The following is a 15017-nucleotide window of genomic DNA, read 5'->3' on the forward strand; positions in this document are numbered from 1 at the left end:
CTACGCGGCTGACGACACTCGACTTCACTCGGCAATTCTTGCCGGGTGTATGGTTAGCAAAGGGTTAACGGAGGGTGCGGCAGGAGGTCAGACCGGGGTGTTTCGGGCACCTGGCAGGGACGAAGTCGTCATGCCCGGGCTTGTCCCGCCTGCGCGGCCCAAGCCGCTTCGGCGCGGCGAAGGCCCGGGGATCCCCACGTTCTTCATGTCGCGCCCAAGCCGTGGATGGCCGGGACGAGCCCGGCCATGACGTTGTGGAAGCGTTTGGCGCCGAAATCAGCTGCGGAGGACGTAGCCCTACTGCGCCTTCTGCATCGTCGTTACCGTATACCCCGAGGCCGCCTCCTCGGCCTCGAAGGTCACCTTGTCGCCGACCTTCACCTGCTTGAGCAAAGCGGGGTCCTTGACGCGATAGACCATGGTCATGGGCTCATCCATGCCGAGGCTTTTCGCCGGTCCGTGCTTGAGCGTGATCTTGCCGGCGCCTTCGTCGATCTTCTTGACCTCGCCGCTGATCGCGGCGCCCTGGGCCGCGAAGGCTTCGGCGGCAAGGCCGACGGTCAGCGCCAGCGCTGCGGCGATACGGATGGTGCGGTTCATGGGAGTCTTCCTTGTTACTTCACGGTGACGTGGCCGACCATGCCGTAGTCGCGGTGGTCGGGAATCAGGCAGGAGAATTCGAACGTGCCGGCCTTGCTGAACTTCCAGAGGATCTCGGCCGTCTTGTTCGGTGCGAGCCGGACACCGTTGGGATCGTCGTGCTCCATGTGCGGATGCTTCTTCATCTCCACGGCATGCGCGAGATTCTCCTTCGTCGTGGCGAGCAGGAATTCATGGTCCTCCTTGCCGACATTGCGCAGCACGAAACGAATCTGCTCGCCGCGTTTGACCTCGATCCTGGCGGGCGCGTAGTCCATCTCGTTCAGCAGGATCTCGATCGTGCGCGCGGGCTTCCTGGGATCGCCGGGCTCGCCGGCCGAAAAGGTCCCGTGCCCGTGCTGGTCGTGGGCAAACGCCGGTGCGGTCGAAAGCGCAGCCAGCGCAAGTCCGAGTTTGATCGTCTTCTTCATCTTGTTCTCCAGTTGGTGGTTCATCGAAACGCTCACATCTTCATGTTCTTCATCGGCGCGCCTTGCTGCCGCGCCGGCTCGGCGGACGGCGGCGTGACCTCGTAGGCGACGGTGCCTTGCGGGAATTGGTAGGGGCCGGGATCGCGGTAATCGTCGCGCGCGAGGTCGTCGCGGATCTTCATCACCGTGAACATGCCGCCCATCTCGATCGGCCCGAACTGACCGGTGCCGGTCATCATCGGCAGCGTGTTGTCGGGCGCGGGCATCTCCATGTTGCCCATGGCCATGCCGGTCGAACCCATCGCCATGGCATCGGGCGCGAGCTTGCCGACGGCCCTGGCGAGGTCCTTGCGCGACACGCCAATCAGATTGCGCACCTCGTGCCCCATCGCGTTCATGGTGTGGTGCGACTTGTGGCAGTGGAACGCCCAGTCGCCGGGATTGTCGGCGAGCACGTCGAACACCCGCACCGCGCCCACGGGTACATCGGTGGTCGTCTCCAGATATTGCGCGCTCTCCGGAATCCAGCCGCCATCGGTGCAGGTCACCGCAAAGCTGTGGCCGTGCAGATGGATCGGATGGTTGGTCATGCTGAGATTGCCGATGCGCACGCGCACCTTGTCGCCGAGCCTGACCGGCAAGGGATCGATGCCGGGAAACACCCGCGAATTCCAGGTCCACATGTTGAAGTCGGTCATCTCGTTGACCTGCGGCAGGTATGTGCCGGGATCGACGCGATAGGTGCTCATCACGAAGACGAAGTCGCGGTCGACGGGCCGGAAGCTTTGATCGCGCGGATGCACGACGACCATGCCCATCATGCCCATCGCCATCTGCACCATCTCGTCGGAATGCGGGTGGTACATGAAGGTCCCGCTCTTCTTCATCTCGAACTCGTAGACGAAGGTTTTTCCCGGCTGGATGTGCGGCTGCGTCAGTCCGCCGACACCGTCCATGCCGCTGGGAATGATCATGCCGTGCCAGTGCACGGTGGTGTATTCGGGCAGCCTGTTGGTGACGAAGACACGAATCTTGTCGCCTTCGACCGCCTCGATGGTCGGGCCCGGTGACTGGCCGTTATAGCCCCACAGATTCACTTTCATGCCTTCGGCGAACTCGCGCACCACGGGTTCGGCGACGAGATGGAATTCCTTCCAGTCGCCGTTCATGCGGAACGGCAGTGACCAGCCGTTCAGCGTGACCACGGGGCGGTAGTCCGGGCCGCTGATCGGATGCAGCGGCGGCTGCATCACCACCTTGTCCATGTGAGGCGCTTCCGGAATGGACGCGGCCTGCACACGGCCGCTGACGGCTGACGCGCTGGCAAGCGCGGCGGTGCCCAAAAATCCTCGGCGGGAATACATGTTGGCCTCCATCTCAGTGACCGCCATCGGCAGGCGCTGCCGCGGCGATGGTGGTTGAAGTGTCGCCGCCCGACGCAGGTGCGCCGCCGCCGTTGACGGCAGTCTGGAGGTCGGACTGGGCGAGGAAGAGTTTTTGCTTGGCATCGATCGCGCCGCGCAGCGACGCCAGGCGCTGCCGCGCTTCGGTGAGCAGCGCGAAAATATCGACCTGCATGCTGGAGAAGCGCAGCTGCATCTCCTCGGTGATGATCTTGCGCAGGGGCAGGATCTCGCGCTGATAATGGCTGGCGATGTCGTAGCTGGAGCGATAGGCGCGATAAGCATCGCGCGCCTCGGAGCGAACGTTGACGGCGCGCTCGGTCAGGCGGTTGAAGGCGAGATTGTAGGTCTCCGCCGCTTGCCGCACCCGCACCTCGCCGCCGTCGAAGATCGGGATCTGGAACTGCACGTCAAAACCACGTTCGCGGAACGGCGGGCCCTCGGGATCCTGGGTGCGGCGGGAGATACCGGCGAGGTCGAGCAGCGTGACGAAGCGCGTCGCCTCGGTGAGGTTGAGTGACTTTGCCAGCGCCGTCAGCTCCAGCCGCGCGATCTGAAGATCGATGCGATGGGCCACCGCATCGGCCTCGATCGAGGGCAGTGCCTGCGGCCGGCGCGGCAGCGGCGGCAGTTGATCGGGCAGACGGAAGTCGAGGCCGCCGTCCCACAGCCCCATCAGGCGCGCGAGCCTTTCGCGCGCGCTCGTTGCCGCCTGCCGCGCGGTGGCGAGGTCGGCCGTGGTCTCGGCATAAAACACCTGCTCGCGGGCCTGGTCGAGCTTGTTGATCGAACCGGTGTCGCCGAGTTTGACCGCGAGCTGCGCCGTCGATTCCGCCGTCGCCTTCGCGTCGGTGAGCAGCGCCACCATTTCGTTGCCGGCGACTGCGCGGACATAGGCGCGCCGGACATCCGCGGCCAGCCGCAGCGTCGCCAACGCCGCGCGCAATTGCGCCTGACGGAAACGGTCGCGGGCGATGTCGGAGCGGAACGGCAGGGTGGCCAGCGCGAGGATGTCGCCAACTACCTGACGCTCTATCTCGCTCGCGCCATTGCCTGCGATGCGCGAGATCGAGAACACAGGATTGGGCGGCAGGCTCTGCTCGACCAACTCGGTCTCGGCCAGCGCCAGCTCGTTATAGGTCGCTTGCAATCCCTTGTTGTTGAGCAGCGCGATCTGCACGGCCGTCTCAGTGGTCAGCGTGCGTGCCAGCAAGCGGCGGACGGTCGCGTTGACGGCCTCCGCGCCTTCGGCCGTTCGCACGAAGGCGACGTCCTTGTTGATGGTCTGGCTGGTGAGCTCCGAGACCGTCGTCATGCCTCCGTCCGGCGAGAATGCCATGCAGCCGGAGAGTCCCAGCGCAGTGAGCACGAGCAGGCCCCGCGCAAAATGATGCGTCATGGCGCGCCCCTACCGGTCTTGCTTCGGCTGCGGTGCGACAGCGTCGTTGCGGTCGCGCCATGGCCCCGGCGTCGCGGGCCGCAGGCTGGTATAGGGCGCAATCGTCGATCGATAGCCGACGCGCGCGACCTTCGCCGCCGGATCGGCAGGATCGGCGCCGGCCACGGGCACAGTTGCCGGCATGCAGCCGGACAATATCAATGCGATTGCGGCCAGCAGCGGCCAATTGAATCGAAAGTGTCGTCCACGCGCCGCGGATGCGGCGGCGAACTTCGCCCCGGAAAGCGTAAGCATGAGTCATCCCTGATCTGTCGTAGAGACCACAGGTTCGCGCGCGCGGATGCGCGTGCGGTCCTGACGTCGTCGCGTCAGATCAGGCGATGGGAGGGCGGTAGCGCTGAGGCGGCGCCGCGCTGTGCAGGCTGACCACGATCTCGGGCGCGCAGGCGGAAATAGGCTGCAGCGGCTTGGCGATGCCGGGCAGGTCGGCCGGCAGGGCGCTCACGCACATCATCGCGCAGCACGGGCCAGCCTTGCCGTCATGGTGATGTTGGGCTGGCGCATCCTGTGCGGCAGCCTGGTGATGCGCGTGCAGGCCTGCGTGGTCATGCGACACACCGTCATGCACGTGGCCGGCCTGCATCTCGTGATGCACCGGCACGAGATCGGCGAGGAGCGCGTCGTCGAGGCACGGCGCCGGGCCGCTGCCCCAGGCGAGGGCTGCTGCCGGCGCGAGCACGCAGAACAGATAGGCGAGGGCGATGATCCGCCCCACCCTGATCCGCATCGATCGCGTCAATCGCAACAGCATTCCGCCGATAGGCTCCTCGCGCGGCAATGTTGCACACGCAGATTGCAAACTAATGGCAAAGCGCGGCTTCGCCAAGCATCTTCTTACCGCAGTGCACCGCGCATGCCCAATATCGCGGCACGATGCTTGACCCCAAGGCGGTCAGCGAACATGGTCCGGCCTGTGCACGCGCCAAATCTTCCAGGACAGAGACCGGCCTCATTCACCCCTGATTCGCGTCAGGCTTGGGTGCGGCTGTTGCTTGCGCTGCTGATCGGTTCGATCGGCGGCGTCGGCATGTGGGCGGTCGTCGTGGTGATTCCCGTCGTGCAGACCGAGTTCGCCGCCACGCGAGCAGCGGTGTCGCTGGCCTTCACGCTGATGATGTTCGGCTTCGGCCTCGGCGGCGTGATCGCCGGCAAGATCACCGACAAGTTCGGCATCGTGCCGGCGATGGCGATCAGCATCGCTTTCATTGGCGTTGCCAACGTGCTGGCGGGGCTCTCGACCCAGCTCTGGCAGTTCGTCGCGGCCTATTTCCTGATCGGGCTCGGCACCTCGGCGACCTTCGCGCCTCTGATGGCGGAGGCCTCGCACTGGTTCGAGCGCTATCGCGGACTTGCCGTGACCATCGTCGCGAGCGGCAATTACGTCGCGGGCACGATGTGGCCGCCGCTCATCAGCGAGGGCATGCAGACGATCGGCTGGCGCACCACGCATATCGGCATCGCCCTCGTTTGCGTGGTTTTGATGACGATCCTGGTGCTGGTCCTGCGCGCACAGATGGGCGACGACAAGGTCCGCAATCACGCCAATGCGCGGCCGCCGCAGGTCGATCTCAAGCTTTCGACCAACACGCTGACCGTGCTGCTCTCGATCGCCAGCATCTCCTGCTGCGTCGCCATGGCGATGCCGCAGGTGCACATCGTCGCCTATTGCGGCGATCTCGGTTACGGCGTGGCGCGTGGCGCCGAGATGCTGTCGCTGATGATGGCCTGCGGCATCGTCAGCCGCATCGGCTCGGGTTACCTTGCCGACAAGATCGGCGGCATCCGCACGCTGCTGGTCGGATCGCTGGCGCAGGGCTTTGCGCTGGTGTTCTATCTGTTTTTCGACAGCCTGACTTCGCTCTATCTGATCTCCGCGATGTTCGGCCTGTTTCAGGGCGGCATCGTGCCGAGCTACGCCATCATCGTGCGCGAGGCGATGCCGGCGAGCGAGGCGGCAACCCGCGTCGGCATCGTGATCTTCGCCTCGGTGTTCGGCATGTCCTTCGGCGGCTGGGTGTCGGGCGTCATCTTCGACGCGACGGGCTCCTACGCTGCGGCGTTCGCGAACGGCGTGGCGTGGAATGCCCTCAATGTCGGCATCGTGCTGACGCTGCTGATCCGGTCGCGAATGAACGCGGTCAAGACGGGACCGGGTTTTGCGACCTAGACTTCTCGTCCCACCTTCAGCAGCGAGCAACCGGTGATCTTGTAGCTGCCGTCCGCCTGCTGCTCGAGTGTGTAGAGCGCTTCCCAGGCTTCGCCGTTGGCGTCGATGATGTGGACGTGCTGGGAGATCCAGTTGCCTTCGCTCCTGCTCTCGCCAAACTCAAAGCTCTTGTGCCGGTAGACCGGCGCGTAGCCGTTTTGCACCATGGACATGAAGATGTCAGGGGCGGGGAAGATTTCCCTGATCGCCGGCGCGGCGTGGGAATAGGCCGCGGCCGCATCGTCGCGCGCGAAAGCCTGCTCCTGGGCGCGGATCACGCCCTGTGCCGCAGTAACGTCGGCGGCGCATGCTGGAGCGGCACCAAGGATAATCATAAGGGCGACGAGCAAGGTGGCGATGCGCATGACAGGCTCCGCGTTGAAATCCCGGCGATGCCAATCCTAGCACGCCCTCAGCGAAATACGGCGTGCTATCGCTTCCGTTTCACCGCGGGCTTTGCGGGCTTGGCGGCACGCGCCTTGGCCTTGGTGCCGGACTTGCCGGCCGGCTGCACCCGCAGCCCGTCCACGAACACGTCGAGCATGCGCAGCACCGAGGATTGCCAGCCCGGCTGGTCGTGCATGTAACACATGCCAACGAGTGCCCTGAGCAGATCCTCCGGGCTGACATCGCCGCGCATCTGGCCGGCCGCGACCGCGCGGTCGAGCAGCGAGCCGATCGCCTTGGTGAGCCGGTCCATCGAGAACGCCGCGAGTTCCGACGAGCTCTGGAACGTCAGCGCCAGCGCGGCCGACATGCCCTTTTTTGTGGCAACGAATTCGACATTGGAGCGCAGCCAGCGCCGCAGCGCGTCGACCGGGTCCTTGGCGTTCTTCAATTGCTCAGCGAGCTCGCTGAGCTGCTCGACCTCGCGCCGGTACACCGCCTCGAACAAATCCTCGCGAGTTGGAAAATGCCGATAGAGCGTGCCGATACCGACCCCGGCGCGTTTTGCGACGGCTTCCAGGCTTGCCTCGGGACCGCCCGCGTTGAACACGATTTTCGCCGCCTCGAGCACGCGCTCGCGATTGCGCACGGCATCGGCGCGGGGCTTCCGAATCTGGTCGGTCTGGTCGTCCATGACGGTAATGTAGATCACGAATTGGTTAGATTGAACCCTCGCAATGAACCCTTGCAAGGCTGCATCGCGTTGTCTGCGCATGGGCTTTTGACGAATTCCAAATATTTTTCGGCGACCCTTGTTAAGCGGAGGGTGCCTCCGTATCTTCCTTGAGATGTTGGCTGGGTTCCGCCTGGCCAACGCATATCGACAGCGGCCACGGAGGTGGCGCGCTGGCCGATGACTCATGTCCATATCTGATCGGAGCCTTGTATGAACCACTCCATCAGCCTCACCGTGAACGGTGCGCGGCGCGACTTCGTCCTCGACGATACGCGCGTCACGCTGCTCGATCTCCTGCGTGAGCGCCTCCATCTGACCGGAACCAAGAAGGGATGCGATCGCGGCCAGTGCGGCGCCTGCACCATTCTCGTCGACGGCAAGCGCATCAACTCCTGTCTTGCTCTGGCCATCAGCCATGACGGCGCCGACATCCTCACCATCGAAGGCGTCGCGCGCGGCGACCAGCTTCATCCCGTGCAGGCGGCCTTCATCGCACATGACGGCTTTCAGTGCGGCTTCTGCACGCCCGGCCAGATCATGAGCGCGATCGGCATGATGCAAGAGGCGCAGGCCGGCAACGATCCCGAGCGCATCCGCGAATGCATGAGCGGCAATCTCTGCCGCTGCGGCGCTTATGCCGGCATCGTCGATGCCGTGCTGGAAGCCCAGGCCGGCACGGACGAATCCAATCAGAGGCGCTCCGCATGAAACCGTTCGATTATATCAGGCCGGCCACAGTGGCCGAGGCCGTTGCGGCGGCCGCTAAGCCGGGCACTGCCTATCTCGCCGCCGGCACCAATCTGCTCGATCTGATGAAGGGCGGCGTCAGCCGACCGGATCGGCTGGTCGATGTCACGCATCTCGACGGACTCGATCAGATCGAGACTCTCGCCGACGGATCGTTGCGCATCGGCGCGCTGGTGAGCAACGCCGATCTCGCGCATGACGCAAACTTCGCGAAGTCCTACCCGGCCGTTGCTGAGGCGCTGCTCTCCGGTGCGTCCGCGCAACTGCGCAATGCCGCGACCGTCGGCGGCAATCTGCTGCAGCGGACGCGCTGCGCCTATTTCTACGACACCGCCAGCCGCTGCAACAAGCGCGAGGCGGGCTCTGGCTGCGACGCGCGCGAGGGCGAGAACCGCACGCATGCCGTGCTCGGCTGGAGCGAGAGCTGTATCGCCACGCATCCGTCGGACTTCTGTGTACCTCTGGTCGCGCTCGATGCCGTCGTCGAGATCGAGGGCAGGAACGGCCGCCGCGAGATCGCGCTCGACGCGCTACATCGCCTGCCGGGCAATACGCCCGAGCGTGAAACGGCGCTCGAACCCGGCGACCTCATCGTCGCGGTGCGCCTGCCGCCTGCCGCACGCAGCTTTGCCGCACATGCGCGCTATCTGAAAGTTCGCGAGCGCACGTCTTACGCGTTCGCCGTGGTCTCGACCGCGGCTGCGTTGCGGATCGAGAACGGCAAGATCGCGGAGGCGCGGCTGGCGCTCGGCGGCGTCGCCGCAAAGCCCTGGCGTGCCCGCGCCGCGGAAGATGTGCTCAAGGGCGTCGCGCCGACGAGCGACGCTTTTCAGGAAGCCGCCTGGCGCGCGCTTACCGACGCAAAGCCGTCCGGCGACAACGCCTTCAAGATCGAGCTCGCACGCCGCATCGTCGTGCGCGCGCTGACCCTTGCCGCCGCCGGTACGCCCGCGCGCATCCCCGCGCTGCCGGCCTCTCCCTTTGCCTCGACGTCCGGAGCCATCCATGCCTGAGCTTAATCTGTCCAGCTCTCCCGCCCATCTGCGCCACGGCTCGAACATCGGTCAGCCGCTGACCCGCCGCGACGGCGTCCTCAAGGTCAAGGGGCAGGCGACCTACGCCGCCGACAATCATCCGCCCGGCATGCTGCTTGCCGTGATGGCGGTCGCCAGCATCGCGCATGGCCGCGTCACCTCGCTCGATGTCGCCGCCGCAAAACGCCATCCCGGCGTCGTCGACGTCATGACACCAGACCACAAGCCACAGCTTGCGATCGACCCTGAAATCAAAACCAATCCGTTCGTGTTCCGGATGGAGGTCTTGCAGAGCAATGAGGTCCGCTACGCCAACCAGCCCATCGCCGTCGTGATCGCCGAGACGCTGGAGGCCGCGACTGAAGGCGCGGTGCTGCTGGCGCCGCGCTACGAGACGCTGCCTGCGCTGGTCGGTCTCGATGCCGGCGAGAGTTACGTGCCGCCGGTCGTCGGCGTCGGCAACCCCACCGAAAATCACCTCGGCGATGTCGAGGCCGGCCTTGCCGCGGCCGAGAAGCAGATCGACGCGCTTTACGAAACGCCGCCGCAATATCACAACGCGATGGAGCCGCATGCGATAGTGGCCGCATGGAATGGCGACAATTTGCAGATCGACATGCCGACCCAGGGTCTGATGCTGTCGCTTGCGCGCGTGGCAGAGTTGTTCGGCATCGCGCATGACAAGATCCACATCCGCAGCCCGTTCCTCGGCGGTGGCTTTGGCTCGAAGGGGCTGATGGCCGGTCCGCCGGTCCTCGGCATCATGGCCGCAAAGCTGGTCGGCAAGCCGGTCAAGCTGGTACTGCGCCGTGAGCAGATGTACGGCCCGGTCGGTCACCGTGCACCGACGCGTCAGCGGCTGCGCATTGGCACGGACGGCGAAGGGCGCCTGACTGCGCTCGATCATCACGCCCGGACCGTGTCGAGCACGTTCGACGATTTCTACGAGCCCGCGGCGGACGCCTCGCATACACTCTATGCCAGCCCATCAATCCGCACCTCGCATGACGCCGTGCGCGTCAACACCGGTACACCGCTGTTCATGCGTGCGCCCGGCGAGGCCACCGGCTCGATCGCGCTCGAAAGCGCGATCGACGAAATGGCCTGGGCGTGCGGCATCGATCCGCTGGCTTTCCGCCTGAAGAACTACGCCGAGGTCGAGCCGATCACTGGCAAGCCGTTTTCGTCCAAGGCGCTGCGTGCTTGCTACGAGCAGGGCGCGGCGCGCTTCGGCTGGTCGAAGCGTTCGCTCCAGCCCCGGCAGATGCGTGATGATGCCGGCCTTCTCGTCGGCTGGGGCATGGGCACGGCGACTTTCCCAGCGCTGATGTTCCAGGCCGAAGCGCGCGCGGTCATCCGCCGCGACGGCTCCGGCGCGATGGAAATCGGCGCGCATGACATGGGGCAGGGCGCCTGGACGGCACTCGCCCAGATCGCGGCCGACGAACTCGGGCTCGACATCGACCGTGTCGAGTTCAAGGCTGGTTCATCCGACTTGCCCGACGCCGGCATTGCCGGTGGTTCGGCGCACACCGCGACCGCGGGTGCTGCGATCCATAGCGCCGGTGCGGCCGTGGTCGCAAAGCTCGCCGATCTCGCCACCAGTGACGAGCGCTCGCCGCTGTTCGGTGCCGGCAATGCCGGCGTGATCGCGCGCGACGGCAGGCTGATCCGGCGCGACGACGAGAGCCGCGGCGAGAGCTACGTCGAGATCCTCGCCCGTGCGGGCGTTGCCGAGATCGAGGCCCGCGGCACCGGTGCGCCAAATCCTGCGGCGATGGAGGAGTATGCGATGCACGCCCATGGCGCGGTGTTCGCGGAGGTGAAGGTCGATCCCGAACTCGGCCAGGTCCGTGTCACCCGCATGGTCGGCGCTTTCGCGGCTGGGCGCATCGTCAATCCGCACCTGGTGAAGAGCCAGCTGTTCGGCGGCATGATCTGGGGCATGTCCTTCGCGCTGCATGAGGAAGCCATCACCGACCGCCGCAGCGGCCGGATCATGAATGCCAATCTCGGCGAGTACCACATCCCCGTGAATGCGGACGTGCCGCCGCTCGACGTGATCACGGTCGAGGAGCACGATCCGCATGTGAATGCGCTCGGCATCAAGGGCGTCGGGGAGATCGGCATTACCGGCAGCGCCGGCGCGGTCGCCAACGCGGTGTGGCATGCGACCGGCGTGCGGGTGCGTCGTTTCCCGATCAAGATCGAGGAGTTGCTGACCCAGCGTTGAGGCAAAAAGGCGGGACGAGATCTTCTCGTTCCGCCGCGTCCTGCTAATGCAGTTTCTTGCGGAGCGCCTTCAGCGCTTCTCGCTGCGTCTCGATGTAGTCGGCAATAGCCTTACGCAGCTCCTGCGAATGGAGCTTGTCGGTGTCGCGCTGCACTTCATCGAGCGCAGCCTCTGCATTGGCGAGCGTGATCTTCATCTTCGAGCCCAGTTATGAAGCGGCGCCGGAATGTTTCCTCGGCTTGGGTTCGCAACATATAGAGGATCGACGCGCGGAATTTGAGATGCCTCAAGCTCCGTAAGACACCGGGGCACTCCGTAAGATTCCGGATAATGTCGATGCGCCTCAAAACGTCGGCGGCGTGCAGGCCGAGATCACTTCGCACGGCTTGCCGCCGACGCAGCGGAAGCGATGCGGGCGACGGCTCTCGAAGTAGTAGGCATCGCCGGGATTGAGGATGCGGCGCTCGTCCTCGACGGTGACTTCGAGCTTGCCCGAGATCACGATGCCGCCTTCCTCGCCGTCATGGACGAGGTGAACGCGCCCGGTGTCGCTGCCGGGCTCGTAGCGCTCCTTCAGGATCTGCAGGCTGCGGCCGAACAGATTGTCGCCGATCTGGCGATACGAGATCGGCTTCTTGCCGACCTCGGTCAGCTCCTCCGCACGGTAGAAGATCTTGCGCCGCGACTCCGGCTCCAGCGCGAAGAACTCGGCGAGCCCCATCGGGATGCCGTCGAGGATGCGCTTGAGCGCGCCGACCGACGGGTTCATCTGGTTGGATTCGATCAGCGAGATCGTCGAATTGGTGACCCCGGCGCGCTTGGCGAGCTCGCGCTGCGACAGCTTGTGGTGCGCCCGGATGAATCGCAGCCGTCCACCGATGTCGACGCTCATGCCCCTGGTCCCTGTTGCAGGTGTTGCGGATCGCGCAAATATGGACCGGCAGCCCCAGTGAAATCAATGGCTTGCAGGTGACCAGAAAAGGACTTGTTGCGCTTCCGAAGCCGTGCCTCTGCTATCCGGTCAGCAAAGGAGCGTGGCCCGTGACCCTTCATCAGATTCCGAACACTATCAAGACCGACTCGTTCTGGATGCCGTTCACGGCCAACCGTCAGTTCAAGAAGGCGCCGCGCCTGTTCTCCTCGGCCGAGGGCATGCACTACACCACCGTCGACGGCCGCAAGGTGATCGACGGCTCCGCCGGCCTCTGGTGCGTCAATGCCGGCCACGGCCGCAAGCAGATCGCCGCCGCGGTCGAGCGCCAGCTGATGACGCTGGACTTCGCGCCGTCGTTCCAGATGGGCCATCCGCTGGCATTCGACTTCGCCGAGCGTCTCGCCGAGATCGCGCCGAAGGGCCTCGACCGCATCTTCTTCACCAACTCCGGCTCCGAGTCGGTCGACACTGCGCTGAAGATCGCGCTCGCCTATCACCGCGCCAACGGCCAGGCGAGCCGCACCCGTCTGATCGGCCGCGAGCGCGGCTATCACGGCGTCGGCTTCGGCGGCATGTCGGTCGGCGGCATGGTCGCCAATCGCCGCGCGTTTGCGACCCACCTGCCGGGCGTCGACCACATCCGCCACACCCACGATCTCACCCGCAACGCCTTCGCCAAGGACCAGCCTGAGCATGGCGCCGAGCTCGCCGACGATCTCGAGCGTCTGGTCGGCCTGCATGGCGCCGAGACGATCGCCGCCGTCATCGTAGAGCCGGTGCCGGGCTCGACCGCGGTGCTGCCGCCGCCGAAGGGCTATCTTAAGCGTCTGCGCGAGATCTGCGACAAGCACGGCATCCTGCTCATCTTCGACGAGGTCATCACCGGCTTCGGCCGCCTCGGCACGCCGTTCGCCGCCGACTTCTTCGGCGTCACGCCGGACCTGATGACGACGGCCAAGGGCATCACCAACGGCACCATTCCCTGCGGCGCGGTGTTCGCGAGCCGCAAGGTTCACGACGGCCTGATGGTCGGCCCGGAGAACCAGATGGAGCTGTTCCACGGCTACACCTATTCCGCGCATCCGACCGCCTGTGCCGCCGGCATCGCGACGCTCGACATCTACAAGGACGAGGGTCTGCTCACGCGCGGTGCGTCGATCGCCGGGTACTGGGGCGATGCGCTGCATTCGCTGAAGGGCCTGCCGAACGTCGTCGACATCCGCAATTGCGGCCTGATGGGCGCTGTCGAGCTGTCGTCGCGTGACGGTGCGGTCGGCGCGCGTGGTTACGACGTCATGGTCGATTGCTTCAATCGCGGTCTGTACTTCCGCATGAGCGGCGATAGCTTCGCGCTGTCGCCGCCCCTCATCGTCGAGAAGAGCCATATCGACGATATGGTCTCGATCCTCGGCGACGCCATCAAGCGGGTGGCCTGATAATTGCTCTCGCCGTTGCGGAGTTTGTTCTTGCAGCGGCGAGCGTGATGCCGCGGGAGTTTGACGAAGCGTGAAAGTTCTGATCCTCGGCAGCGGTGTCATCGGTGTCACCTCTGCCTACTACCTTGCGCGTGCCGGACATGAGGTGACGGTCGTCGACCGTCAGCCCGAGCCGGCGCTGGAGACCTCTTTCGCCAACGCGGGCGAGGTGTCGCCCGGCTATTCGTCGCCCTGGGCCGGCCCCGGGGTGCCGGTGAAGGCGATCAAATGGCTGCTGATGAAGCATGGCCCGCTGGTGATCCGGCCGAAGCTCGACCCTGTGATGTGGGTCTGGCTGTCCAAGATGCTGCGCAACTGCACCAGCGCGCGTTACGCGGTCAACAAGAGCCGGATGATCCCGATCGCGGAATACAGCCGCGATTGCCTGCGCGACCTGCGCCGCGACATCGGCATCCAGTATGACGAGCGTTCACAGGGCACGCTGCAGCTGTTCCGTCACCAGGCGCAGCTCGATGGCACCGGTGAGGACATCGCCGTGCTCAAGCAGTATGGCGTTCCTTTCGAGGTGTTGAGCCGGGAGGGCTGCATCGCGGTCGAGCCGGCGCTCGCCGCCGTGAAGGAGAAGTTCGCCGGCGGGCTTCGCTTGCCGCAGGACGAGACCGGCGACTGCCACATGTTCACGCAGGCGCTGGCCAAGCATGCCGAAGCGCTCGGCGTTCGCTTCATGTTCAACACCGGCATCGACCGCATCGTCACGGATGGCGCGCGCGTCAGTGGTGTCGTGACCAGTGCGGGCACGTTGCAGGCCGATGCCTACGTTCTCGCGCTCGGAAGCTGGTCGTCGCGGCTCGTTGCACCGCTTGGCATCTCATTGCCGGTCTATCCGGTGAAGGGCTATTCGATCACGGTGCCGATCAAGGACGCCTCCGGCGCGCCGGAATCGACTGTGATGGACGAGAGCTACAAGGTCGCGATCACCCGCCTCGGCAATCGCATCCGCGTCGGCGGCACCGCCGAGATCTCCGGCTATTCGAGCCAGCTCTACGACGCCCGCCGCGCCACGCTCGATCACTCGCTGACCGATCTGTTCCCGCGCGGCGGCGATCTCTCCAAGGCGACGTTCTGGAGCGGCCTGCGTCCGATGACGCCGGACGGCCCGCCGGTGATCGGCCCGACGCAATACGGCAACCTCCACCTCAACACCGGCCATGGCACGCTCGGCTGGACCATGTCCTGCGGCTCCGGCCGCGTGCTCGCGGACATGCTGTCGGGCAAGAAGCCGGAGGTCGATGTGAGCGCGCTGACGGTGGACCGGTACAAGTATCGGTTCGGCTAAGACTCCATCTGCTCGTCATTGCGAGCGCAGCGAAGC

16 protein-coding genes are annotated in these 15017 nt (G+C 65.4%); 6 read left to right on the forward strand and 10 right to left on the reverse strand.

Going from position 1 to position 15017, the window contains the following annotated elements; genetic code table 11:
• Positions 1-297: 297 nt before the first annotated feature.
• From AB7245_RS08395 to AB7245_RS08420, 6 genes are all read right to left on the reverse strand, one after another.
• Positions 298-600, reverse strand: coding sequence for a copper-binding protein (locus AB7245_RS08395; RefSeq protein ID WP_085403227.1), 303 nt, complete (start codon positions 598-600; stop codon positions 298-300).
• A gap of 14 nt (positions 601-614) precedes the next feature.
• Positions 615-1070, reverse strand: a complete 456-nt coding sequence (locus tag AB7245_RS08400) for a cupredoxin domain-containing protein (RefSeq protein ID WP_028149531.1) — start codon at positions 1068-1070, stop codon at positions 615-617.
• 32 nt (positions 1071-1102) lie between these two features.
• Positions 1103-2434, reverse strand: coding sequence for a copper oxidase (locus AB7245_RS08405; RefSeq protein ID WP_085403316.1), 1332 nt, complete (start codon positions 2432-2434; stop codon positions 1103-1105).
• 13 nt (positions 2435-2447) lie between these two features.
• Positions 2448-3872, reverse strand: coding sequence for a TolC family protein (locus AB7245_RS08410; protein ID WP_085403228.1), 1425 nt, complete (start codon positions 3870-3872; stop codon positions 2448-2450).
• Positions 3873-3881: 9 nt separating this feature from the next.
• The gene (locus AB7245_RS08415) at positions 3882-4166 is read right to left on the reverse strand and encodes a hypothetical protein (RefSeq protein ID WP_085403229.1); all 285 of its coding nucleotides are present in this window, start codon (positions 4164-4166) and stop codon (positions 3882-3884) included.
• 79 nt (positions 4167-4245) lie between these two features.
• Positions 4246-4683 (reverse strand): hypothetical protein, encoded by a 438-nt coding sequence (locus AB7245_RS08420; protein ID WP_085403230.1) that lies wholly within the window; start codon positions 4681-4683, stop codon positions 4246-4248.
• A 150-nt stretch (positions 4684-4833) separates the two neighbouring features.
• Here AB7245_RS08420 and AB7245_RS08425 point away from each other — a divergent pair, with 150 nt between their 5' ends.
• A complete protein-coding gene (locus tag AB7245_RS08425; protein WP_071916413.1) occupies positions 4834-6099 on the forward strand; it encodes an MFS transporter in 1266 nt (421 codons plus the stop codon).
• Here the strand turns inward: AB7245_RS08425 and AB7245_RS08430 are convergent.
• Positions 6096-6503, reverse strand: coding sequence for a DUF4864 domain-containing protein (locus AB7245_RS08430; RefSeq protein ID WP_085403231.1), 408 nt, complete (start codon positions 6501-6503; stop codon positions 6096-6098). The two genes, AB7245_RS08425 and AB7245_RS08430, sit on opposite strands and share 4 nt — an antisense overlap.
• A 65-nt stretch (positions 6504-6568) precedes the next feature.
• Entirely contained in the window at positions 6569-7219 is a 651-nt protein-coding gene (locus AB7245_RS08435; protein WP_193560905.1) for a TetR/AcrR family transcriptional regulator, read from the reverse strand.
• A gap of 252 nt (positions 7220-7471) precedes the next feature.
• On the opposite strand from AB7245_RS08435, the gene AB7245_RS08440 reads away from it, so the two are divergent.
• From AB7245_RS08440 to AB7245_RS08450, 3 genes are read left to right on the forward strand one after another with little or no spacing between them, the layout of a single operon-like run.
• Positions 7472-7969, forward strand: coding sequence for a (2Fe-2S)-binding protein (locus AB7245_RS08440; protein WP_085403233.1), 498 nt, complete (start codon positions 7472-7474; stop codon positions 7967-7969).
• The gene (locus AB7245_RS08445) at positions 7966-9021 is read left to right on the forward strand and encodes an FAD binding domain-containing protein (RefSeq protein ID WP_085403234.1); all 1056 of its coding nucleotides are present in this window, start codon (positions 7966-7968) and stop codon (positions 9019-9021) included. The genes AB7245_RS08440 and AB7245_RS08445 overlap by 4 nt, the downstream gene beginning before the upstream one ends.
• Positions 9014-11275 (forward strand): xanthine dehydrogenase family protein molybdopterin-binding subunit, encoded by a 2262-nt coding sequence (locus AB7245_RS08450; protein ID WP_135215545.1) that lies wholly within the window; start codon positions 9014-9016, stop codon positions 11273-11275. The genes AB7245_RS08445 and AB7245_RS08450 overlap by 8 nt, the downstream gene beginning before the upstream one ends.
• A gap of 43 nt (positions 11276-11318) precedes the next feature.
• Here the strand turns inward: AB7245_RS08450 and AB7245_RS08455 are convergent, their stop codons facing one another.
• Positions 11319-11471: a hypothetical protein gene (locus tag AB7245_RS08455; RefSeq protein WP_166082130.1), complete on the reverse strand. Its 153-nt coding sequence runs from the start codon at positions 11469-11471 to the stop codon at positions 11319-11321.
• 147 nt (positions 11472-11618) lie between these two features.
• Entirely contained in the window at positions 11619-12167 is a 549-nt protein-coding gene (locus AB7245_RS08460; protein ID WP_014497670.1) for a cupin domain-containing protein, read from the reverse strand.
• A 149-nt stretch (positions 12168-12316) separates the two neighbouring features.
• Here AB7245_RS08460 and AB7245_RS08465 point away from each other — a divergent pair, with 149 nt between their 5' ends.
• Positions 12317-13645: an aspartate aminotransferase family protein gene (locus AB7245_RS08465; protein ID WP_085403317.1), complete on the forward strand. Its 1329-nt coding sequence runs from the start codon at positions 12317-12319 to the stop codon at positions 13643-13645.
• 70 nt (positions 13646-13715) lie between these two features.
• Positions 13716-14981, forward strand: a complete 1266-nt coding sequence (locus tag AB7245_RS08470; protein ID WP_039146040.1) for a D-amino acid dehydrogenase — start codon at positions 13716-13718, stop codon at positions 14979-14981.
• The last annotated feature ends 36 nt before the right edge of the window (positions 14982-15017 follow it).

This window comes from Bradyrhizobium sp. 604_D8_N2_3, assembly GCF_051810765.1.
Classification (GTDB): Bacteria; Pseudomonadota; Alphaproteobacteria; order Rhizobiales; family Xanthobacteraceae; genus Bradyrhizobium; species Bradyrhizobium barranii.